We start from the raw sequence: 21,459 nt of genomic DNA, 5'->3' as shown, positions 1-21,459 counted from the left end.
TCACATCAGTCCTTTCAGGTAGACGAAGCTGAAGATAAAGATCCAGACAACGTCCAGGAAATGCCAGAACAGTGAGAAGATAAATGCTTTGTTGGCTGTAGCCGGGTTAATGCCCTGACGCCACAGCTGAATCATAATCGCCGTTCCCCACAGGAAGCCGAAGCTGACGTGGGCACCGTGCGTTCCCAGCAGGACGAACAGACTGGAGAGGAAACCGCTGGTTTGCAGCGTAGCCCCTTCATGCACGTAGGTCACAAATTCAGTGATTTCAATGCCGATAAAGCCCAGACCCATCAGCAGCGTGAGGGCCATGAAGACCATCATTGCCTTCTTATAGCCTAGACGCATGGCATGAACCGCAAGACCGATCGTGAACGAACTGGTCAGCAGCAGGAAGGTTTCAATCAGCACCGGGCCAATTTCAAAAAGCTCTTTTCCGTTAGGGCCGCTGGCGAAGCGGTCCACCATGACCAAGAATACGGTAAACAAGGTGGCGAACAATGGAATTTCAGCTCCGAGAAAGACCCAGAATCCGAAGATTTTGTTACTGTTCTCTTCTGTTGAGTATTCAAGCGGCTTGGATGCATCTATTTTCATACAGTCTCACCCCGCTTCAATTTCTTTTCTGTAGCGATAACTTCATCCACTGAGATGTAGTAGCCGTGATCGCGGTCAAAGGACATGGCTGCCAGCATAATCAGAATACCCACTCCGGCAACAATCGCAGGAATCCACATGCTGAAGACCAGGAAGAAGCCAGCGAAGAAGAAGATCACACCCAGGATAAAAGGTTTGCCAGTATTGCTTGGCATGTGGATCTTAGTGATTTTGTCCTCGAATAACGGTAATTTGTCCTGCTTGGCGGACCAAAAGGCATCACGTGTCTGAACTTTTGGCACAACCGCAAAGTTGTAGACCGGCATTGGGCTATGCGTAGCCCATTCCAGTGTGCGTCCATCCCAAGGATCGCTTGTTGTATCTCTTGGCATGTAGCGTGTGCTCCAGTAGATGTTGTAGACCAACAGTACAAAGCCTATCGCCAATCCTACCGCACCCACAAAGGACAGCATATTGAGCGGGCCAAAGCCGGTTTCCTTTGAATAGGTGTACATCCGGCGGGTCATCCCCATTAGACCGAGGAAGAACAGCGGGAAGAAGGTGACGTTGAAGGAAATCACGATCCACCAGAAGGAATGCTTACCCAGTCGTTCGTTCAGACGGAAGCCGAATACTTTCGGGAACCAGTAGTGGAACCCGGCAATAACGGCGAAGACGGCACCCGGAATCAGCACGTAGTGGAAATGCGCAACCAGGAACATGGTGTTGTGGTACTGGTAGTCGGCACTGGCCATCGCCAGCATGACCCCCGTTACCCCGCCGATGGTGAAGATCGGGATAAAGGCCAGCGTATACAGCATCGGGGTCGTGAAGGTAATCCGGCCTTTTCGCAGTGTAAACAGCCAGTTGAATATTTTAACCCCGGTAGGTACAGCTATCGCCATCGTGGTGATGGAGAAGAAACTGTTGACCATAACGCCTTGACCCATGGTGTAGAAATGGTGGGCCCATACCAGGAAGGACAGGAGCGAAATAATCAGCATACTGAATACCATGGAGGTATAACCGTATAGATTCTTTTTGGAGAAGGTGGCGATAATTTCGCTATAAATACCGAACGCCGGCAGAATAACGATATATACCTCAGGATGTCCCCAAACCCAGAACAGGTTCGCCCAGAGCATATCCATCCCGCCGTTGGCCATGGTGAAGAACTGGGAGCCGAACAGGCGGTCGAACATCATCAGCGCCAGGGCCACGGTCAGAACCGGGAAAGCGAAGACGATAATCACGTTGGTGATGAGTACGGACCAGGTGAACATCGGCATCTTCATCAGCTTCATGCCTGGTGCGCGCATTTTAAGAATGGTTACGATAAAGTTAACACCTGTGATCAGAGTCCCGATACCGGAAATCTGCAGCGCCAGGGAGTAGTAGTTGTTGCCGACTGTCGGACTGAACTCCAGACTTGCCAGCGGGAAGTAGGCCGACCATCCGGCATCCGGCGATCCGCCGATGACGAAGGAAATGTTGAGCAGCATGGCCCCCATAAAGAAAAGCCAGAAGCTGACGGCGTTCAGACGCGGGAAAGCTACGTCGCGTGCACCGATCTGCAGCGGTACGATCACATTCATCAGACCGATGATAAACGGCATGGCCATGAAGAGAATCATGATCAGACCGTGGGTGGTAAAGACCTCATTATAGTGCTGTGCGTCGAGGAACTTCATTTCCGGCGCTGCGGTTTGCAGACGCATCATCATCGCGTCCACGCCCCCGCGGAACAGCATGAGCAGCGCGGCCAGGATATACATGACGCCGATTTTCTTATGGTCGACCGTGGTCAGCCATTCGCGCCAGAGGTAACCCCATTTTTTGAAATAGGTAAGCCCGACGAGAATCCCGATAGTAGCAAGTGCGATACTGATCATGGCTCCGTATATCAAGGGTTCGCCGTGAACCTTAAATTTGTCTAAATCCATTAGGGTGGCTCCTTTCAGGTTGTTTCATCGAGCGGTACTTTAAGAATTGCTATCTTGCGTCTGTTCGTCTACCGGTGAGCTTGGCAGCGGCTGTTCGACTTCCGGATTCGGTTTGCTGTCGAACTCAGTCTCGCTGGAAGGCTCCGGTGAAGGATGGATATCCTTATTGTCCTGATGATCCATATTTCCGTTATCCATATCCATCTCCTTGCCTTCACCGCTCATATGCTCGCTGTGGTCTCCCGGAGGAGGGCTGAATTCCAGATGGGTGGAAGAATAAGTTTTACGTCCAAGATAATCGGTGGCGAGCAGGCCCTTGAATTCCTTCTCTGTAAGCTTCGGAGCCGTTTCCTTGACCTCTTTCACCCACTCGTCATAATCCTTGCTGCTCATGACAAGGGCTTCGAATTCCATATGGGCGAAGCCTTTACCGCTGAAGTTGGCATTCTTGCCAATATATGAGCCTTCAGTATCTGCGGAAAGATGAAGTGTGGTAAGCATGTCGCTCATCGCATACTTTTGTCCGGCAAGCTGTGGAATCCATAGGCTCGTGATGGTACCGAAAGAGTACATTCTGAACTCTACTGCCCGGTGCACCGGCATATTGACATAGTTCACGGTTTCAATGCCTTCCTCCGGATAGCTGAAATGCCATTTCCAGTTGGAAGAAGAGGCATAGATGACGAGAGGAGTCTGGTCTTTGTAATCTTCGGCCTGCTTCTCGACAGCGCTAGTCGTTTTGACTGTCACAACGGACAGGAAGGCCACAATAATGATCGGGATAATAATCCAGATCGCTTCGAGCACCTTGTTGCCCTCCTCATGCTCCGGAATGTATCCTTCATTGCTTTTATTGGCCCGGTATTTCACCAGCACGAAGATGTATAAGATGTAGACAACGGCCAGAACACCGAGCATCACGAGAATAGAAAGGATGATGGTGTCAGATAAAGTTCGTGCAGACGGCCCCTTCGGGTTCAGAACAGCGATTGAACTGCATCCCGGGAGGAGGAGAATGAGGCTGAGAAACAAAGCGTATAACGGTCCCTTTTTTTTCATATAGAACTCCTTCCTTCAATAGTTCTTTTCATGCACCGATCGTTAGCGGGCAAACATTAACCTGTATCTATAGTAAGAACTACTTACCCATAATGCAAAATACATATTTTGTAATTAAAGCTATAATCGTCCTTAAAAATGTCCATTAAGTTAAATATCTGTGATCAATTTGTTACAACATCCTTAACGTATGATAAAGATCACAGTAACGGTGCGCCTTAAGGTTATTTTAAGAATGTTCAAATTTTGTTCATAATTTCACAAATGTTACTATTTTCGTCACAAATATTTAAGCCGTAAAAGGCCCGGATTCATTGGGATTTGCTTACTATGACAGCATTCGACGAAGTTTGAGTTCTTTCTGAAAATAATGACAATATGTCATTTATCACAGCATAACAGTTACAACTTTTTCTGCTCGCGGTTACAATCTCTCAAATTACGTTATATCTATGTATGTTAAAGTAATAGATAAATATACATAGATTGGAGATTGTGTCGGTGGCTACTAAAAAAGTAATGCTCTTATTCATGTCATTATTCCTGTGCTTCGGTGTCATTCAAACAACAGTAAGTGCAGCGGGAGCGAACAAATCTTTGAAGCTGGGAGTAGGGGATACCTTAAGCGGCATCACAGCCGTTTCGCATAATGATACCTATTATGTTCCTCTCCGCGCTTTGGCGGCAGAGCTGAAGTGGACCCTCACCGGTCTTCCAGATGGCATTCAGGTCGAAGGCGGGGGGCGCACGCTCAGGCTGCTGGGGGATAATGGGGGAGCTAAGCTCCAGGATGGAACGATTGCCAAGGCGGATACATTTCTTCAGAACGGAACATTGATGGTTCCGCTGAAGATAAGCGCCTACCTCGGATATATCATTTCCTTTGAACCGGAGAAATATTTACTGCGCGTCTATGATGCCTCGGCAACCTTGGATGACGCAGGGTTCATAAGTAAATACAAGAGCGAACTGACGCCGCCTGTAACCCCCGAAGAACCTGCCAAAGAACCTGCGAAAACTCCTGCAGCCAAGCCGGGTACAACCTTATATCTGACCTTTGATGACGGACCGTCAGCAACAACGTCACAGCTGCTGGATATTCTGGACAAGTATGATGTCAAGGCCACGTTCTTCATGATTGGACCCAATATGAACCGTTATCCTTCCCAGGTGAAGCGGATTGTGGAGATGGGAAGTGGTCTGGGCTTGCATGGCATGACGCACCGCAAAGAGAAGTTCTATGCGTCTGCCTCTGCTGCGCTTGCCGAAATGAACGGGGACAACGCGATCCTGCGGAAGATCACCGGCCAGGGTACAACACTGATTCGTCCGCCATACGGCAGCAAGCCTTATTTCACCAAGACCTTTAGAGACAAAGTGCTGGGTCAAGGTTATCATCTGTGGGACTGGAACGTGGATTCGGATGACTGGAAGTACAAAGAGGATAGTGCCACCATCTATACAACAGTCATGAATCAGGTGCATAAGCTGCAACACTCCAGAACCAATCCGGTGATCCTGATGCATGACCAGAAAGCAACCCTCAAAGTGCTTCCGCGCCTGCTGGAGTCACTGAAGAAAGAGGGCTATACGTTCGAGATTATTACGAAGGATATCGAGCCGTTGAATTTCTGGAAGGACAAGCGTTAAGCATCTCTAGGGTTGGAACATTGAGGGACAACCGTTAGCCTTTATAATTTTGTTATAAAAAAAGGGCTCAACCAAAAATTATCGGTTGAACTTTTCAGCATGGTAATCGGATTCGATTCCATTCAACTAAAATACCTGAATAGCGGAAAAACGCCCTCTATTCAGGCGGCGAACAGGATATTTGGAGGAATAGAGGGAAATGATCCCTCTATAATTGGCCATTATCCCCTTCCGTGACGGTTTGAGTAGGAATAGAGGGATAAAAACCCCTTAATACTTAATACTGGAAGATTATCTGTGGATTAGCGGGTCATTTTCCTCTTGTTTGTTCAGACACTACACAGGCATTCCAAGGCCACGCCTAGCGAATCGCTCCTCGTGCTGAAGGAACTAAGGAAACTTCTATTGGAGTGACAACCGCTAATTTTGGTTTTGAACCAAAAAAAGAGCAAGCTACGTGGTTGATTCATCCTCGCAGCTTGCTCTTTTTTGTCATTGAATGGGGTAATCCGTGGGAGAACAACGGTAGAAATGCCGTTATTTCAGCTCCAAGTACCAGATCGCCATGAACAACTGCAGAAAGTTTCAGCCCCTGTGTGAGCGGGTCGCTCATCCCCCGCCGCCGAGGGTGCAGACCGCGGCGGCTTTGTTGTACTGACCCGGAGCCTGGACTACCCTCACTTATACAGATAACTGATAACCATCTGAACCAGCTCGGACTTCAGCCGGTCGGTTGCGATGCGCTGCGGGGAGAAGGAGATGACATCAACGATGGCGCTGACCGTTTCGAACACGATGATAGAAGCGGCCTCCACGTCTTCCGTCTTAAGCTCATCTTGTCCCATCTGCAGATACTTCAGTGTTCTGATCCGGCCCACCTCATACTGGGCATCCATCAGCTGCTTAATTTCCTCATCGCTATGGTACATGATCGTCAGATCTTTATGGTACCCGATAAAGGCCTTATGGGAGACGAGAAGGGTGTCAACCAGATGAGTAATCAGCTCGGTCCGTTCGATGGTTTTGAAGTTGATCTCAGACATCGAAGCGTCGATCCGGACCATAAGCTCGTCGCCATATATTTTGAGAGCATCGATAAAAACAGCTCTTTTATCAACGAAATAGGAATAGAAGCTGCCTGTCGATACTCCGGCGGCCGCTGCGATTTGCTTGGTATTGGTCTGGTGGAAGCCCTTGTCCGAGAAGAGCTTCATAGCCGCCTGGATAATTGCTTCCTTGGTTTTGATACTGCGTTCCTGCCGTGGTGTTCTGATCTTGTCTTCCATATCACTCATGTCCGGTAGCTCCCCCTTGTAGTACTGATTGTAGAGGAGGGGTTTTGGGCTGTCAATAAAAGTTGAACTAAAGTTCATTTTTTGTTGACAAACATGAACTTTAGTTCATATAATCACAACATGAACTGCAGTTCACATTTCGGGAAGCCTTTTTGAGGAGTGGTGAAGATGAGTATTAGAATGCGCAGAGCTTTATCTTTTACGGCAATCGTACTTGGTTTTTTTATGGCGCTGCTGGATACAACGATTATTAATATTGCCCTGCCGGAGATGACCCGCCATTTCGGCGGGAGTGTATCACGGATTTCATGGGTGATGAACGGGTATAACCTGGCTTTTGCCATATTCATTCTGACCGCCTCGCGGCTGGCTGATCAATTTGGCCGGAAGAAAGTGTTCATTTTCGGGGTGGCCCTGTTTACGCTAACCTCTCTACTTGCAGGGTTTGCAACCTCTCTCGGGGTTCTGATCCTGCTGCGGGTGATTCAGGGTCTAGCCGGGGCTATTATTGTTCCGGTCACCATTCCTCTGACTACGACTACTTTTCCTAAAGAAATGCATGGCCTGATTATTGGCATATGGGGAGCTGTATCGGGTATTGCGGCGGCAAGCGGCCCGGCGCTGGGCGGGATTCTTACGCAGAAGCTGAGCTGGGAGTGGATTTTTTTTGTGAATGTGCCGCTCGGTGTGCTGAGCATTGTGTTGACGGCTGTTTTCATTGAGGAATCACGGGATAATACAGCAGGCCGCACGATCGATTACGGAGGAACCCTTGCCATTACCGGAGCGATGTTCTTCATTACGTACGCTCTGATCAAGGTGCAGGATTATGGCTGGGGTTCCGGTGTGATCCTTGGGCTGCTCGGGGCAGGCCTTGTGTTCCTGCTGCTGTTCATCTTTACGCAGTGGAGAGGGAAGGAGCCCATGCTGCCTTTGTCACTTATGCGGATACGTACGTTCAACGGTGCTTCTCTGACCTTGCTGATTGTCGGTGCAGCGCTAATGAATCTCTCTCTGTTAACTTCCTTCTTTCTGACGCGGATGATGGGGATGACCGAACTGAAGGCAGGGCTTGTACTGTCCATGATCGCTGTAGGCTCGATTGTAAGCTCAGCTATTTCGGGTCCGCTGTCTGCAAAATACGGAAGTCATCTGTTCGCTGCAGCCGGTATCATGGTCACTGGTGGAGCGATGTATTCTTTGAGCGGACTTCACGCAGACTCGGCTCTTTCAGAGGTGGTGGTGAGGCTGTTAGTGGCGGGTGTCGGCGTGGGCCTTACCATGGCGCCGGTGATGTCTTCCGCTGTCCGCAATGTGCCGGATGACAAAGTGGGCATTTCTTCAGGAGTCACCAATATGGCCAAAGCGCTGGGCAGCGTCATCGGAGTGGCTATTATCGTGACCGTGCTGCAGCACAATACGGACAGTGAGCTGGGCAAGGCGGGGATTTCCGCCACTAAGGTCATTCAGACGAATACGGAGCTTCAGCCTTTTGTCAAAAATGTTCTAACCGAAGCGGTGGCTTCCATCGGCAAACAAGGGAATGCAGCGATGGACAGCAGTGGCAGGGAAGCGGATACCGCTTCAGCTGTAGTTCATGCGGTGGAGCTTGCTGCCGCTAAGCTGCCGCCTGCGGAACAGAAGGCTTTTGCGGCAGACAGCGCCAATCAATTTCATGAAGTGAAGCTACTCCTGTCTCAGGCAGGAGGCGGAATGCAACAGGCGGCGGTGAAGGGATTCAGCCGGACCTTTGCTTTTGCCGGACTGCTTATGATCCCTGGGATACTGTTCGCTCTCTTAAGCGATAAGCGGCGGAAGCCGGAGGAGCCTGTGATGCTGGCTGAGCCTGCTGTACTGGAGCGTTAACTCCGCAAGGGTCATAGCCCATGGCTGTGACACCAGTCCCACCTGCAGCATAGAATGGACTACATTCCATTAGCCGAGGTGATACCGGATGCCTAACACCTTAAAAAGCACACCCAGAGAGGATGGCTACCGTATGCCGGGCGAATTTGAACCGCATGCGGGAACCTGGATGCTCTGGCCCACCCGTACAGATACCTGGAGGCTGGGCGCGAAGCCGGCACAGGATGCTTTTACCGAAGTGGCTGTGGCGATTGCTGAGTTTGAGCCGGTTACCATCGGTGTGATCTCCTGCCAGTATGAGCATGTCCGCTCCCGCATGCCTGCGGCTGTGCGCGTAGTTGAGCTGTCGTATAACGATGCCTGGATGCGGGATATCGGACCGACCTTTGTCGTGAACGGGCAGGGGGGAGTAAGGGGGATCGATTGGGGGTTCAATGCCTGGGGCGGCCTTCACGGGGGATTGTATTTTCCCTGGGATCTCGACATACTGGTGAAACAAAAAGTGCTGGAGATCGAGCGTATGGACCGCTATGATCTTCAGCATTTTATTTTGGAGGGCGGGGCGGTCCATGTGGATGGTGAAGGCACGCTGTTGTCCACCAGCCAGTGCCTGCTGCACAAGAACCGCAATCCGCATCTGACGAAGCGGCAGATGGAGAAGCTTTTACGGGATCACCTGAATATTACAAAAATCATTTGGCTGCCCCAGGGCCTGCATAGCGATGAGACAGATGGTCATATTGATGAGGTGGCGGCTTTTGTGAAGCCTGGAGAAGTGGTGATGAGCTGGACGGATGACCCGGGTGACCCGCAATATGAAGTGCTGGGCAGGGCCCATGAAATATTGAGCCGGGAGAGGGACGCCAGGGGCCGCAGACTGGAGATTCATCGGCTGCATCTCCCGGACCGGCTGATGATAACGGACGAAGAAGCGCGGCGGATTGACACGGCCAGTCACAGCTACTACCGTGGTGCAGGCACTGCTTTTGCTGCAACCTATGTGAATTTCTATATCTGCAACGGCGGTGTGATCATTCCTGCTTTTGGCGACCCGAGGGATGAAGAGGCGCTGCGTACACTCAGCGGTTTATTCAAGGACCGTAGGGTGGTGCAGATCAATACGCGGGAAATCGCCCTAGGCGGCGGCAATATTCACTGCATCACCCAGCAGCAGCCAAGAGGGTGGTGAAGCTCCGCTGCTTAGCTATAGTAGAATTCTGGACGGCCCTGTTGGCCGTTTCTTTGTGTTGACATCCCTATCTGACTGTATTAATAATAGTAGTACAGTTAATACACTGAGATGCTTGCCAGAAGACAGCATACGAAAGGAGGACTGTCATGTTCGAATTGGACGTCCGCAGCCGCAAGCCGATCTATGAGCAGTTGACCGATAAGGTCAAAGAGATGATCATGCACGGAATTCTGCGGGCAGATGACCAGCTTCCGTCCGTAAGAACCTTATCCTCACAGCTTACAGTGAACCCCAACACGATTCAAAAGGCCTACCGGGAGCTGGAGCGTGAAGGCTATATCTATTCTTTGCAGGGCAAAGGGAGCTTTATAACACCTTCGCAGCAAGGGCAGAACGAAAGTAAAAGAGCGGAGCTTCGGGAGGAATTGCTGCGTCTGATGGCGGAAGCAGTCTATCTCGGATTCACCGAAAGTGAGATAGGAGCGCTGTACCGCCAGGTGCTGGAGCAAAGAGAGAGAGGGGAGAAACAATGATCGAGATTCGCGGAGTCAGCAAGAGCTTTCAAGGTGAAAAGGCTGTGGACCGCCTGTCGCTGACTGTACATAAAGCAGCTATTTATGGACTGCTGGGCTCCAATGGTGCCGGAAAAACCACGCTGCTGAAGACACTTGCGGGCATCTACCGGGCCGATGAGGGGACGGTCCAGATTGGGGGCAAACCGGTGTTTGAGAACCCGGAGGTGAAGCAAAGCCTAATCTTTATGCCGGACAGCCCTTACTTCTTCCCGCAGGCGTCGATCAACAGCATGGCGGCCTACTACCGCTCGATTTATCCGGGGTGGAGTGACAAGCGTTTTGAGGAGTTGGGGACAGTGTTCCGGCTGGATACGGCACGCAAGCTAAGCCGCTTCTCGAAGGGGATGCAGCGCCAGGCGGCGTTCTGGCTCGCGCTAAGCTGTACACCCGATGTGCTCATCATGGATGAGCCGATTGACGGGCTGGATCCGGTGATGCGCCGGCAGATCAAAAATCTGCTGTTTCAGGAAGTCGCTGAGCGGGAGCTGACCGTACTGATCTCTTCACATAATCTGCGGGAGATTGAGGACCTGTGCGATCATGTCGGCATTATGCACGGCGGCCGGATGCTGGTTGAGAAGGATCTCGATGACCTGAAGGCGGACACGCACAAGATTCAGGTGGCTTTCCGGGATGAGCGTCATGCGGCGGCACTGGCGGCCAAGCTGCAAATTCTCCATCAAGAGCAGCGGGGCAGCGTGAATCTCTATATCGTAAAAGGCGACCGGGAGCGGATTTCGCAAGCTTTTCATGTCTATGAACCGTATGTGTTCGATCTGCTTCCCTTGACGCTGGAGGAAATCTTTATTTATGAAATGGGGGATGCCGGGTATGACGCACAGCCGATACTTCTTTAACAGCGGTGTAATCCGCCAGAATGTGCGCCAGCACGGCTGGATCGGAATCATCTATACACTGGGATTGCTGTTTTCGCTCCCGTTGCAGCTGTTCATGAGCGGTAATTCCGGTACACAGCCACAGAAGGTGGATAATCTGTTCCGCGTAGCAGGAGATATCCAGATGCTGTTCATCGTCGTCCTTCCTGTAGCTGCAGGCTTGTTCGTGTTCCGCTACCTGCAGTCCAAAATGGCCTCCGATCTGTGGCATAGCCTTCCGCTGCGGAGGGAGCATCTGCTTACTGCCCATATGGCGAGCGGACTCGGCCTTCTGCTGCTTCCGGTCTGGCTGACGGCAGCGGTTACCGCAATCGTGACTCCGCTGGGCGGCAATATGTACATCTATTCTGGTGCAGATATTTGGAGTTGGTGCCTGATCGTCAGTGTTCTTACGCTGTTCCTTTTTGTGTTCAGCACCTTTGTTGGCATATGCACGGGGCAAACGGTGCTCCAGGGAATAATCATTTATATTCTGCTCATTCTTCCGGCAGCATTGTTTCAGCTGGTCAATTTCCATTTGAGCACGTACCTGTATGGTTACCCGCAATGGTCCTGGTCCAGCGACAGTCTGCATATCTGGTCACCGCTGCTGCGTCTTATCACTTATACAAATGACATTTTTAGCGTAGCAGAGCTATGCATTTACGCGGCACTGTCGGTTGTATTCATCGCCTTATCCTTTGTGCTGTATCGAAATCGCCATGGGGAGAAGACAGGGCAGGCCATTGCCTTCGCCTATTTTAATCCACTATTCAAAGCGGGTGTCATGCTCTGTGCCATGCTTCTCTCGGGAACTTATTTTACCTCAGTGAAACCTCATCAGCTGGGCTGGATGATCTGCGGTTATATTACTGGGGCTATACTGGGCTATATTTCTTCTGAGATGATTATCCGTAAAACCTGGCAGATCCTAACGCGTAAAGTGCCAATGGAGTTTGCAGTGTATGGTATTCTGCTGGGTTTGCTGCTCTACATTCCGGTATCCGGATTAACCGGATATGAGAACCGGGTGCCTGCGGGGGAACACGTCACGGGGGTGTATGCAGGGAGCAAATACCAGATGTACAATGACGATTCCTATCCGCGGATATACAGTTTCAGTGCAAGCGTAGATTCATCCGGCGTGGATAAAGATCCTCCTTTGGCTAAGCCGGATTTCTACACTACCGATAAACAGTACATCGAAGCTGTACGCAGACTTCATCATGCGCTTGTAACGATGCGGCCAACGAATCAGGATTCAGTGAGACACTATTCTCCTGGAGCCAGAATGTTCACTCTTGCCTATCAACTGGACAACGGGCGCAAGCTAGTGCGGCAGTACTGGATTCCGGGTGAGGGATTTGAGCCGGAGATGAAGTCGGTGATGGAAAGCAAGGGCTTCAAACAGAATGAATATACGCTTTATCAACTGGATGAAGACATAGAAAGCATCCGCCTTGGCTCCAATTATACAAATAAAGCTGTTAGCATCTCTGATCCACAGGAGGTTAAGGAATTTACCGGGCTATTGAAGCAGGAAATTTTGAACATGAGCTATGAAGATCAGACTGGCGACCAGAAGTCGATCGCTACTATGCAGATGAACAGCAAGCCGAACCATATAGGGTATGGTTTTTATTATGACTTCGACTGGAAGCCCTCCTTTCATGAGCTGGAGAACTGGCTCGTTCAGAAGGGATATGCGGATAAGGTCCGTTCTACAGTAAAAGATGTCATCTCCGCTGAACTGATCCAAGATGATTATGCCGGCAAGCTTCCTGAAGAGACCAGGTTTGACGCTGAACAACATGTGAAGTTGGCACGCAGTGAGAACCGTGCTGTTATCGTTAAGGGTGCGACAGAGATTAACGATATTCTGAGCCGCCAGCGCAATTTTACAGGCAAGAATGGCGATTATCTGGTGAAACTGGTCTATAAAGGCGGATCCATAGATTATGCTTCGCTGCATGAAGAAGACTTAACGCCAGGCCTTAAAGCACTTATTCCCTAGAACTGGGTTGACAGAACCTGGAACCGTGGATTATGCTTTTGGAAATATTATGATGCCCACATCGCTAAGTGTATGCTTACGAAGTAATGCTAACCAAACTTTTAGGAGGTCAGGACAGATGAATGAACAAGGAAAACTATCGTACCCGAATCTTGTCCATTTGTTTCCCGTTTATCTGTCCGCCTCGTTCGGCAGGCTGGCCCTGGCAGCGGTTGATTCATTTCCGGCAGCAGCAAGTGATCTTGTTCGCGGGAAGTGATTTGCCTGAATATGCATGAGGCTAAAGCATGGCCATGGACGATGGAGTCCATGGCCTTTTTTGACTTTTTATCTTGAAAAAGATTGGGGGAGATACATCATGTCTGAAATTCATGAATCCATTATCCGCGAGCTTCGCGCTATCGAATCCGAGGAGGATGTCCGTATCCTGTACGCTTGTGAGTCCGGCAGCAGGGCTTGGGGCTTCCCCTCCAAAGACAGCGACTATGATGTGCGGTTCCTTTACCTGCGCCGCCCGGAAGCTTATCTCTCAATCTTCGGGCAGCGGGATGTTATTGAGCGTCCAATCAGTGACTTGCTGGATATTAATGGATGGGACCTAAAGAAAGGGCTGACCCTTTTCCGTAAATCCAACCCGCCGCTCCTGGAGTGGCTGCAATCCAGGGTCCGTTATGAAGAGAACTATACCGTAGCAGACGGAATCCGCCGCTTGTCGCCGCTTGGATTTTCGCCCAAATCCTGCATTTACCATTATCTGAATATGGCCCGCGGGAATTACCGGACTTACCTTCAGGGCAGCGGGGTCAAGATCAAGAAGTATTTTTACGTTCTCCGGCCAATGCTGGCGTGTGCCTGGATTGAGAAGTATCAGGAGGTGCCTCCTCTGGAGTTCACAGTGCTGGTAAAAGACCTGATTCCGGAAGGAACGGAGCTGAGAGAAACGGTCGATAGGCTGCTGGTCCGCAAAATGTCAGGCGATGAACTGAACCTGGAGCCTCGGCTTGAGTGTATTAACAAGTATCTGGAGCAGCAGATCAGCCATTTTGAAGAAGCGGCGGCCCGGTTTGGACCAGGAAACGGGGTAGAGAACCACGTGCTGGATGAACTGTTCCGTTCCGCACTGCTTGAGGTGTGGGGCGGAGAAAGCCGCTGGACCCTGTAGAGAGAAAATCAAGTGACGCAGAAGGAAAAATGGACGCTATGCATTTAATGAGCTAACAAATCGGCACCGTTGTGCAAATCTGGATGGAGGTGTAACAAATGTTGAACCAAGCTGCTGAGGTTTCACTCAGCAAATTCATGACCAAGCTGCTTCGGCACACCCCGTCAGAGTATGGCCTGCTCCTTGATCCTGAGGATGGCTCCTGCCTGCTGGAGGATCTGCTGAGTGTCATCCATGCAGCCCCGAAATGGGCCGGTATTACTGCAGAGGATATCCGTCAGGTTGTCCGAAACAGCGAGAAGCAGCGCTTTGCCATTGAAGGCGGGCATATAAAAGCGCGGTATGGGCACAGTCATGCCAAGCTAACATATGAGCCGGGAACTCCGCCTCCTGTGCTGTATCATGGCACTAATCAATCAGCATTGTCCGCGATCCTGAAAGAAGGGCTGAAGCCGATGGGGAGGCAGTATGTACACTTGTCAGAGGGGCTACATTTTGCCAGCTTGGCCGGGAGCCGCAGAGGCAAGCTGGTTCTGTTGAGCGTGGATACGGTTAAGGCTGTGCATTTGGGAGTAACCTTCTACTATGCGGGTAATGAAGTATGGCTGGCGGAGCCGGTTCCACCCGCTTGTGTTGCCTTGCGGGAAGAAGAGTAGACGGGTACCGCCAGCTTCCAGCTTACAGGAGGGATGTCCCATGGATGAAGTGCCGGATCACCTCGACCACGGTTTGCAGATTGTATTTATCGGCTTCAATCCCAGCCTCCGTTCCGGAGAGCTGGGGCATCATTACGCCAATCCGCGCAATCATTTCTGGCGTATTCTCGAACGCTCCGGCCTGACGCCCCGCCTCTATGATGCCTCGGAGGACGGAGAATTGCTCCGGCTAGGCTTGGGCTTCACCAACATCGTTGCCCGCCCGACACGTGGAGCGGAGGACATTACCCGTGAGGAATATGCGGAGGGACGCCAGATTCTCCGGGACAAGCTTACCCGCTACCGCCCGGAGATCGCCTGTTTTGTAGGCAAGGGGGTCTATACGGAATTTAGCCGCAGAGCAAAGGCGGACTGGGGGTTTCAGGAGGAGCAGCCCCCGATCGTGGATGGCGTGAGGGAATTCGTGGCGCCTTCGTCCAGTGGGTTGGTACGAATGCCCATGCCGGAGATCGTGGCTATTTACCACAGGTTGTATGAGTATATTCAGGAAAATACTTGATTCCGCCCTACGCCGCTTTTTCTACTCGTAGTGCTCATACGGTGGGCTGGCATCCAACAAAAAACCACCCTAGAAGAATGAGATCAAGGGTGGTTTTGCTGTATTACTGTGCTTTTTACCCCAGCCCATACCAGTCCGCGTCAGGTCTGGATCAGCAGCAGAATAATTGAGGAGAGCGACAGGCAGACGCTGGCCAGATAGAGGACGGCAACAACCTGCTTCTGGTTCAATCCAGCTTTGAGCAGACGGTAATGGACCTGGGTTGCATCGGCTTGATAAATCGACTTGCCTTGCACGAACCGTTTGATGACGACAAACAAATTGTCGAAGATCGGCACGCCCAGTGCGAGAATCGGGATGAACAGCGACAAGACTGTTGCCTGCTTAAATGCACCGTCCAGCGCAATTACAGCCAGGATATAACCGAGAAAGGTAGCGCCTGCGTCACCCATGAAAATTTTGGCCGGGGCCTTGTTGTAACGCAGATAGGCAATGGTAACACCCACGAGAGTGATGGCCATCATGGCTGAGGCGGATTGCCCTTTGGCCAAAGCGACCACAAATAGGGTTACTGCAGAAATGGCCGTCAGCCCTCCCGCCAGACCGTCCATACCGTCCGAAAAATTAATCACAGTCGTCACGCCGAAGATCCAGAGAATAGTAAGCACAAATTGCAGGATGACCGGCAGCGAGATATAATCCCCGGAGAAGGGGTTGAAGAATCCGGTGAAGGCATTGCCCGACAGAAAGACCAGAATCGCAGCCGCGATCTGAACAATGAACTTCGGCAGCGCCGGGAAGTCCTTGCCCTTGGTTTTGTACCAGTCATCGACGGTGCCTATGGTCAGCAGGAGTACACCGCCAATGAACAGGGCGAGTGTACCCAGCGAGAGATCTCGGGTAAACAGCAGGTATGTAATGAAAAATCCGATGAATATCGCATAGCTGGCTGTCAGCGGAATGGGCTCCCTATGTATTTTTCGCTCCACATCCTGCCGGGGTTTGTCCACAAAATCGAGCCGGAAAGCAAGCCTGCCAAGCGGAGGAATAAGCAAATAGACGATGCAGAAGGACACCAGAAACGCTAGAACGTAAAAAATGACAATCACCGCCGTTACATTTTTTGAAAGAGCCTCTCTGAATTATATCGCAGATGGCAGGTGCTTGTCGACGAGACTCGAAATAGGAGGGAATATGGGAATATGAAATACGAGGTCATTTTATTTGATGCCGATGATACCCTGTTTGACTATGGGATGGCTGAGAGCAAGGCGCTATATAATGCTTTTGTCCATTTCGGCTTGCCTACGGGCGCCGAGGATTATGCTGCAAGCTACCAAGAAATTAACAGGGCCCTGTGGAAAGATCTGGAGCAAGGACGGACAACGTCTGCTGTGCTGCGGGTTGAACGGTTCAACCGGCTGTTTGCTGCGCATAAGCTCGAACTAAATCCTGAGGCGTTCAGTGAAGCCTATTTAAAGTTTCTGGGTGAGGGGACATACCTTATTCAGGGGGCGGTGGAGCTGTGTCAGGAACTGAGCGGGTACAGACTTGCTGTTATCACTAATGGGATCAAGGATGTACAGCTGTCCAGAATTCAGGGCTCGCCGCTAAGTGATACCTTTGAGCAGATCATTATTTCCGAAGAGACAGGCTATCAGAAGCCGGAAGCGGGGATTTTTGATTATGCTTTTGACAAGCTGGGGATCTCTGACCGGAGCAAAGTGCTGATTGTCGGTGATTCGCTGACCTCGGATATTCAGGGTGGAACGGGCTATGGCATCGATACCTGCTGGTTCAACCCGCTGGGCAAAGAAGGCGCTCCGGGCATTCATCCAACCTATGAGATCCGGGAGTTGTCCGGGCTTTTGGAGATTATCCGATAGTCCGGCTATATGGCCCTGAGATTGAAAACTTTCCCAGGTGTTAAATATATTAAGATACAATACTCATACTCTATTATCAATTCTAATGGGAGAGGATCAACTTGAACAAAAAGTGGCTAATTGCCGCTGTCACTGCAGGCATGACAATAACCGGATCGGCAGGTGTCTATGCAGGAGCCAAGCTGGAGCAGATCAAAGCCTATCTGAATCACAGTATTGGTGTTGTGGTGGATGGCACCCCTTATTGGCTGAAAGACGGCAACGGTAAAACCTTATCGCCGATCACCTACGAAGGCATTACGTATTTGCCGGTCCGTTCGATCGCCGATGCCCTGAAAGTACCGATAACTTATGATGCCGCGAACTATAAAGTGAGAATTGGCAGCGGCGCCGAGACTGGAGGAGCCACGGGAACAGGTGCTGGGACAACAACTCCTCCGGTAGAGAGTACAGTGCGGCCGGTGAACCTGCCGAAGGATTTTCCGATTCCGGAGGATGCTCTGATTGCGACTACACTAGATACGGACGCCGACGGGGTGAAGAAGGTGGCTTTTACCTACTCCACGCAGGAGACGTTGGAAACGATGGGTTTTGTGTACAGTGAATATGTGCGGATCAAACGGCTGGAGAATGCTTCCCAGACCGTAAGCGCCACTACAGTCAAAATCTCAGGCAGACTGGGCGGAACTAGCCCGCTGTCCATCACCGGCAAAGCTTCAACCGCGCGCCCGGGCTTCAATATCTTCACCATCACTTTCTCGGAGAGCTGATTATCCCTATTGTTTACAAAAAAACAGCTGCGCCTTCTGAAGGTCGCAGCTGTTGCAGTAGTAATTCCCTTGCTGAGTGGGTCTTCCAGAACCGCAGCGGAGTGCAGCCGCCTTGTAAGCTGTGCAGGTTCCAGCCCAAACACTGGATTATGCCTGCTGCCGTGCATCCGGCCGAATCACTGGATTAAGCTTATTGCCGTGTATCCAGCGGCTTCAGGTGCGCTTCAATCTGCTCACGCTTGGCTTCGAGGAAAGGCGGCAGGGCCAGGGACTCGCCCAGATGCTCAATATCCTCATCCGTGGCAAAGCCCGGGCCGTCCGTTGCCAGCTCGAACAGGATTCCGCTTGGCTCACGGAAATACAGGGAGCGGAAATAAAAACGGTCCACGAAACCCGAGTTCGGGAGCTGGTAGCTGCCGATCCGCTCGATCCATTGCTTCAGCTCATCGGCGTTGTCTACGCGGAAGGCCACGTGATGAACACCGCCGCGTCCGAGCCGCTCCTGAGGCAGATCTTTGCGTTCTTCCAGATGGATCTCCGAGCCGGAGCCGCCTTCGCCAGTCTCAAATACAATGACATCCGGCTGACCGGCAACCGGGGAAGGATAGCTGCCTTTACGACGGAACCCGAGCAGATCCACAAGCACCTTTGCGGAAGACTCAGCAGTCTCGACGGTCAAATGGACCGGACCCAGGCCGAGGATGCCGTAAGCCGCCGGAACCGGACTTTTATCCCAAGGCTTACCGCCTGCAACACCCTGATTATGCTCATCCGATACAAGAATCAAGCGCTGTCCCTCATGATCCCGGAAGGCTAAAGTCTTACGTCCGCCGCGATCCATAATTTCGTCATGCTCCACCTGGAACTCCGCCAGCCGCTGGGACCAATACTCAAGCGACTTGTCGTCCGGCACCCGGAGCGACAGCGCGGAAATACTGTTATTACCGTCACGGTTGCGCCCTGCGTTAGGAATCTCGAAGAAGGTGACCTCCGTACCGGGATTGCCTACTTCGTCCCCGTAGAACAGATGGTAGACGGAGACGTCATCCTGGTTGACTGTTTTTTTGATCAGGCGCAGTCCAAGCACCTCCGTATAGAATTTGAAGTTTTCCGGGGCTCTGGCGGTTAGGGCCGATACATGGTGAATTCCTTTTAATGTTAAACTCATGATAGTTCCTCCTCAAAGGATGGGATTGAAGTACTGATAACAGGGTTTATTATGAATGTGATGTAAAGTATATAATTATTTTTAAGTTACTTACATTTTAATAGTAAAATGAATAATTGGCAAGCATGAATTTCATTCCATTGAAATACAAGGATCTGTAGAATTCCAACTATAAACGATCCTTCTATTCTTGGAGAAGAAGGAAGCTGCCTCTTTCAGGGACAGTATCCCTTCTCTTCTTATCTGCAAAGGAGAGCGATATGATACATACACAAATAAGCTTGATGGAGCAGCTGAAAGGAATGGGGATTGATCCGCAGGGGACACTCCACGTCCATTCTTCGCTGAAGAGTATCGGGCAAGTCCAGGGAGGTGCAGACACAGTACTTGATGCGCTCTCTGCATATATGAAACAAGGCTTATTGGTTCTCCCTACGCATACCTGGTCTTATATCCATGCGGACAATCCGCGGTTCTCTGTCCAGGAGTCCCCATCGTGTGTCGGCATCCTGCCGGAGCTCTTCCGCAGACGGCCGGACGTTGTCCGCTCGTGGCATCCGACCCATTCTGTAGCAGCACTGGGTAAGGACGCGGCTGCATTCACCACCGGTGATGAGCGCTGGGATACACCTTGTGCCCGCGGCTCCGTCTATGGCAAACTTCTGGACCGCCAGGCGGACATTATGCTGCTTGGTGTAGATTTACGGCGGAATACCTTCATCCACGGAATTGAAGAATGGCTCGATATTCCCGGCAGAATGACGGATGAGCATGAGCAGCTGTACACGGTGACGCCCAGCGGGGAAGAGCTTCCAGTCTCTTCACGGAGGCACTGCGGACTCTCCTGGTCGCAGCATTTCTGGAAGGTAGAGCGGGTGCTTGAGCAAGGCGGAGCACTGCGCAGAGGCAGTTTTGGAGATGCGCCTGTGATGATCTGCAGGACAGTGGCAACAACAGATATTCTGAGCCGTATGCTGCGCAGCAATCCGGACCTGTTCTCAGACAATGAACCCTTGGATGGTTTAGAGGTGCCCGAGCCGCTGCCCAAGACCAAGCGGGCCGTTCTGGATTGACTGCGCACCAGATGTGCCTCCTTGGCTTAATCAAATAGGTAATGAATTTCAGGTTCTTGTCCGCAATCTGGCGGGCACCTATCAATGTATGGTATATTATTCTCACAAAAAACATAGTAAGGAGATTGGAAATGGAAAAAACATTGATTTTTGGACACAAAAATCCGGATACGGATACCATCTGCTCGGCCATCGCTTATGCGGCATTGAAGAAGGAACTGGGCTGGGATGCTGAGCCGGTTCGTCTCGGAGAAGTTAGCGGCGAAACTAAATATGCGCTAGACCACTTCGGCGTACAGGCTCCGCGCCTGGTTGAGAACGTGGCAAGCGAAGCTAAGCAGGTCATTCTGGTTGACCATAATGAACGCCAGCAAAGTGCGAATGATATCGATCAGGTCCGTGTGGTCGAGGTTATTGATCACCACCGGATTGCTAATTTTGAAACGGCTCACCCGCTCTACTACCGTGCTGAACCCGTAGGCTGTACAGCAACGATCCTTAACAAGCTGTACAAAGAAAACGGAGTGGCTGTTCCGAAGGATATCGCCGGTCTGATGCTGTCCGCCATCATTTCCGACTCCCTGCTGTTCAAATCGCCTACCTGCACCGAGCAGGATGTGGCGGCTGCGCGCGAACTCGCGGCAATCGCCGGTGTAGACGCTGACAGCTACGGTCTTGCCATGCTCAAGGCGGGTGCCGATCTAAGCGACAAGAGTATCGCCCAACTGATCTCCCTGGATGCCAAGGAATTCAAAATGGGTGAATACAAAGTGGAGATTGCCCAGGTGAATGCTGTAGATGTTAACGATGTGCTCTCCAAACAAGCTGAACTGGAAACAGCCCTGACTGCCATCATTGATGACAAAGGCCTGGACCTTTTCCTGTTCGTAGTTACAGATATCCTGAACAATGATTCCGTAGGTTTGGCCCTGGGCCGTGTGGCAGGTGCGGTTGAGCAGGCTTACAATGTGAAGCTGGACGACAACAAAGCTGTTCTGAAGGGTGTCGTTTCCCGCAAATCGCAGATCGTTCCAGTTCTGACCGAAACCATTGCCAAACTGTAATAGACAGGCCCGGTAAGCGGAGTTATTCAACAAATCATTGAATATAGGTATGACA

The 21,459-nt window shown here is 51.1% G+C and carries 20 protein-coding genes; 14 read left to right on the top strand and 6 right to left on the bottom strand.

The genetic code is table 11. The annotated features are described in order from the left end of the window. From ACTJKB_RS16750 to qoxA, 3 genes are read right to left on the bottom strand one after another with little or no spacing between them, the layout of a single operon-like run. Entirely contained in the window at positions 1-597 is a 597-nt protein-coding gene (locus ACTJKB_RS16750) for a cytochrome (ubi)quinol oxidase subunit III (protein ID WP_074082968.1), read from the bottom strand. Beyond that, on the bottom strand, positions 594-2,540 hold the full coding sequence (gene qoxB / locus ACTJKB_RS16745; RefSeq protein WP_440835476.1) for a cytochrome aa3 quinol oxidase subunit I: 1,947 nt from the start codon (positions 2,538-2,540) through the stop codon (positions 594-596). The genes ACTJKB_RS16750 and qoxB overlap by 4 nt, the downstream gene beginning before the upstream one ends. A gap of 39 nt (positions 2,541-2,579) precedes the next feature. Next, positions 2,580-3,599 (bottom strand): cytochrome aa3 quinol oxidase subunit II, encoded by a 1,020-nt coding sequence (gene qoxA / locus ACTJKB_RS16740; RefSeq protein WP_440835474.1) that lies wholly within the window; start codon positions 3,597-3,599, stop codon positions 2,580-2,582. Between the two features lie 501 nt (positions 3,600-4,100). Here qoxA and ACTJKB_RS16735 point away from each other — a divergent pair. Further along, on the top strand, positions 4,101-5,249 hold the full coding sequence (locus ACTJKB_RS16735) for a polysaccharide deacetylase family protein (RefSeq protein WP_440835472.1): 1,149 nt from the start codon (positions 4,101-4,103) through the stop codon (positions 5,247-5,249). A 677-nt stretch (positions 5,250-5,926) separates the two neighbouring features. On the opposite strand, the gene ACTJKB_RS16730 is transcribed toward ACTJKB_RS16735, so the two are convergent. Then, complete coding sequence (locus ACTJKB_RS16730; protein ID WP_440835470.1) at positions 5,927-6,544, bottom strand: TetR/AcrR family transcriptional regulator; 618 nt, start codon at positions 6,542-6,544, stop codon at positions 5,927-5,929. 168 nt (positions 6,545-6,712) lie between these two features. On the opposite strand from ACTJKB_RS16730, the gene ACTJKB_RS16725 reads away from it, so the two are divergent. The 9 genes from ACTJKB_RS16725 to ACTJKB_RS16685 all read left to right on the top strand — a co-directional run bounded on the left by ACTJKB_RS16725 (position 6,713) and on the right by ACTJKB_RS16685 (position 15,443). Continuing rightward, the gene (locus tag ACTJKB_RS16725; RefSeq protein ID WP_440835468.1) at positions 6,713-8,410 is read left to right on the top strand and encodes an MFS transporter; all 1,698 of its coding nucleotides are present in this window, start codon (positions 6,713-6,715) and stop codon (positions 8,408-8,410) included. Between the two features lie 88 nt (positions 8,411-8,498). Beyond that, positions 8,499-9,599: an agmatine deiminase gene (gene aguA / locus ACTJKB_RS16720; protein ID WP_440835466.1), complete on the top strand. Its 1,101-nt coding sequence runs from the start codon at positions 8,499-8,501 to the stop codon at positions 9,597-9,599. Positions 9,600-9,748: 149 nt separating this feature from the next. Then, a complete protein-coding gene (locus ACTJKB_RS16715; protein WP_440835464.1) occupies positions 9,749-10,135 on the top strand; it encodes a GntR family transcriptional regulator in 387 nt (128 codons plus the stop codon). Next, positions 10,132-11,034: an ABC transporter ATP-binding protein gene (locus tag ACTJKB_RS16710; RefSeq protein ID WP_440835462.1), complete on the top strand. Its 903-nt coding sequence runs from the start codon at positions 10,132-10,134 to the stop codon at positions 11,032-11,034. The genes ACTJKB_RS16715 and ACTJKB_RS16710 overlap by 4 nt, the downstream gene beginning before the upstream one ends. Next, positions 10,988-13,066 (top strand): DUF6449 domain-containing protein, encoded by a 2,079-nt coding sequence (locus ACTJKB_RS16705; RefSeq protein ID WP_440835460.1) that lies wholly within the window; start codon positions 10,988-10,990, stop codon positions 13,064-13,066. The genes ACTJKB_RS16710 and ACTJKB_RS16705 overlap by 47 nt, the downstream gene beginning before the upstream one ends. Positions 13,067-13,184: 118 nt before the next feature. Next, the gene (locus tag ACTJKB_RS16700) at positions 13,185-13,325 is read left to right on the top strand and encodes a hypothetical protein (protein ID WP_440835458.1); all 141 of its coding nucleotides are present in this window, start codon (positions 13,185-13,187) and stop codon (positions 13,323-13,325) included. Between the two features lie 99 nt (positions 13,326-13,424). Next, the gene (locus ACTJKB_RS16695) at positions 13,425-14,228 is read left to right on the top strand and encodes a nucleotidyltransferase domain-containing protein (RefSeq protein WP_440835456.1); all 804 of its coding nucleotides are present in this window, start codon (positions 13,425-13,427) and stop codon (positions 14,226-14,228) included. A gap of 98 nt (positions 14,229-14,326) precedes the next feature. Next, positions 14,327-14,884 (top strand): RNA 2'-phosphotransferase, encoded by a 558-nt coding sequence (locus ACTJKB_RS16690; protein ID WP_440835453.1) that lies wholly within the window; start codon positions 14,327-14,329, stop codon positions 14,882-14,884. A 40-nt stretch (positions 14,885-14,924) separates the two neighbouring features. Beyond that, positions 14,925-15,443, top strand: a complete 519-nt coding sequence (locus ACTJKB_RS16685; protein ID WP_440835451.1) for a mismatch-specific DNA-glycosylase — start codon at positions 14,925-14,927, stop codon at positions 15,441-15,443. 140 nt (positions 15,444-15,583) lie between these two features. Here the strand turns inward: ACTJKB_RS16685 and ACTJKB_RS16680 are convergent, their stop codons facing one another. Then, positions 15,584-16,543, bottom strand: a complete 960-nt coding sequence (locus ACTJKB_RS16680) for an MraY family glycosyltransferase (protein ID WP_440835625.1) — start codon at positions 16,541-16,543, stop codon at positions 15,584-15,586. Positions 16,544-16,645: 102 nt separating this feature from the next. Here ACTJKB_RS16680 and ACTJKB_RS16675 point away from each other — a divergent pair, with 102 nt between their 5' ends. Both ACTJKB_RS16675 and ACTJKB_RS16670 read left to right on the top strand, forming a co-directional pair. Then, a complete protein-coding gene (locus ACTJKB_RS16675; protein ID WP_440835449.1) occupies positions 16,646-17,329 on the top strand; it encodes a YjjG family noncanonical pyrimidine nucleotidase in 684 nt (227 codons plus the stop codon). A 101-nt stretch (positions 17,330-17,430) separates the two neighbouring features. Next, positions 17,431-18,099 carry a hypothetical protein gene (locus ACTJKB_RS16670; protein ID WP_440835447.1) on the top strand — a complete coding sequence of 223 codons (669 nt, stop codon included), beginning with the start codon at positions 17,431-17,433 and terminating at the stop codon, positions 18,097-18,099. Positions 18,100-18,289: 190 nt separating this feature from the next. Here the strand turns inward: ACTJKB_RS16670 and ACTJKB_RS16665 are convergent, their stop codons facing one another. Then, positions 18,290-19,267, bottom strand: coding sequence for a ring-cleaving dioxygenase (locus ACTJKB_RS16665; protein WP_440835445.1), 978 nt, complete (start codon positions 19,265-19,267; stop codon positions 18,290-18,292). Between the two features lie 260 nt (positions 19,268-19,527). Between ACTJKB_RS16665 and ACTJKB_RS16660 the strand changes: the two genes are divergently transcribed. Beyond that, positions 19,528-20,340 (top strand): AAC(3) family N-acetyltransferase, encoded by an 813-nt coding sequence (locus ACTJKB_RS16660; RefSeq protein WP_440835443.1) that lies wholly within the window; start codon positions 19,528-19,530, stop codon positions 20,338-20,340. A gap of 131 nt (positions 20,341-20,471) precedes the next feature. Next, positions 20,472-21,404, top strand: coding sequence for a manganese-dependent inorganic pyrophosphatase (locus tag ACTJKB_RS16655; protein ID WP_440835441.1), 933 nt, complete (start codon positions 20,472-20,474; stop codon positions 21,402-21,404). The last annotated feature ends 55 nt before the right edge of the window (positions 21,405-21,459 follow it).

Source organism: Paenibacillus sp. 22594 (genome assembly GCF_052044425.1).
Lineage (GTDB): Bacteria > Bacillota > Bacilli > Paenibacillales > Paenibacillaceae > Paenibacillus_AQ.
The sequence above is the reverse complement of the archived record's forward strand: the minus strand, read 5'-3'. Positions and strand labels throughout refer to the sequence as shown.